The organism is Dactylosporangium sp. NPDC005572, assembly GCF_040605515.1.
In the GTDB taxonomy this organism is placed as follows: Bacteria; Actinomycetota; Actinomycetes; order Mycobacteriales; family Micromonosporaceae; genus Dactylosporangium.
In genome coordinates this window covers 1-1,349 of record NZ_JBEXCY010000472.1, presented here as the reverse complement: position 1 = coordinate 1,349, position 1,349 = coordinate 1, and the positions used below count along the sequence as shown (strand labels likewise).

At 77.0% G+C, this 1,349-nt stretch carries 2 pseudogenes; both read left to right on the top strand.

The window, feature by feature from the left end:
- Window positions 1–483 (top strand): annotated as a pseudogene (locus tag ABZS66_RS61740) (hypothetical protein); the annotation flags it as partial.
- Window positions 480–1,349, top strand: a pseudogene (locus ABZS66_RS61735) (hypothetical protein); the annotation flags it as partial. The pseudogenes ABZS66_RS61740 and ABZS66_RS61735, both read left to right, overlap by 4 nt.

Below are 1,349 nucleotides of genomic sequence, written 5' to 3'. Positions count from 1 at the left end.
GCCGGCCGGACCGGCGAGCTGTGGGTGCGCGGCCCGCAGCTGATGCGGGGGTACCGCGGGCAGCCCGGCGCGACCGCCGCCGCGCTCGACGCCGACGGCTGGCTGCACACCGGCGACCTGGGCTGGTTCGACGAGGACGGCTACCTCTACGTCACCGACCGGCTCAAGGACGTCATCAAGGCCGGCGGCTACCAGGTGGCGCCGGCCGAGCTGGAGCGCCTCCTGCTGCTGCACCCGGCGGTCGCCGACGCCGCCGTGGTGGCCCGGCCGGACCCGCAGGCCGGTGAGGTGCCGGTGGCGCACGTCGTCCTGCGCGGACCGGCGACGGCCGGTGACCTGCTCGCGTACGTGGCCGAGCGGGTCGCCCCGTTCAAGCGCCTCGCCGCGGTCCGGGTCGCCGGGTCGATCCCGCGCTCGCCGACCGGCAAGGTGCTGCGGCGGGTGCTGGCCGAGGCCGAGCGCGACGGGGCCGGCGCACCGTGACCGCCCTGCGGGGACGGGGCCGGCCGCTGCGCGAGTGGGCCGTCACCGCCGCCGCCACCGCGGCGTCGGTGTACGCGCTGGACGTCACAGCGACCGCCGCCGGGGTCGCGCTGGTCGCCTCGGGCCGGCTCGACGGCATCGGCCACGGCTGGGCGGTCGCGTTCCTGGCAGTGACGTACCTGGCGTGGGCCGCCGGCCTGCGGGCCGCGCTGCGGGCGAACCGGCTGCTGCTGGAGACGACGGGGACGAGCACCAACGCCCTGTCGAAGGCGGCGTACGACCTGACCCGGCGGCTGACCGGCCGGGCCGGGCCGGCCCGCCTCGCCGCGGCCGGCGGCTACACGGCCACGGAGATCGTCAAGGAGCTGCCGTACTACGCCGGCGCGTTCGGGGTCGCGGCGCTGAGCGACACCGTCGGCCGGGTCGACGCGCTGGTCTTCCTCGGCGGCGCCAACCTGGGCGCGGCACTGTACGAGCTCGGGCTGGCCCGCCTGATGCGGGCCGTCGTGCGGCGCCGGCGGCGCCGGTACGCGTCGTTCGACACCGACTGGGTGCCGGCCGAATACCTGGCCGGCTACTACAGCACCGTCGAGCCGGACGAGGTCGCCACGATCGCGTTCTTCGTCGACGCGCTGCGCCGGGCCGAGCCCGGCCGGCCGGTGCTGTTCTTCGGCGTCGGCCCCACCCTGCACCATGTGTTCGCGGCGGCCGAGGTCGCCTCCGAGATCCACCTGGGCGACTACCTGCCGGCGAACCTCGCGGAGATCCGCCGGTGGATCGACCGGGAGCCGGGCGCGCACGACTGGCGGCCCCGCCGAGGGTACGGCGGTGTGCGTGCTCACCGGCCTGGAGGACGAGCACCTCGG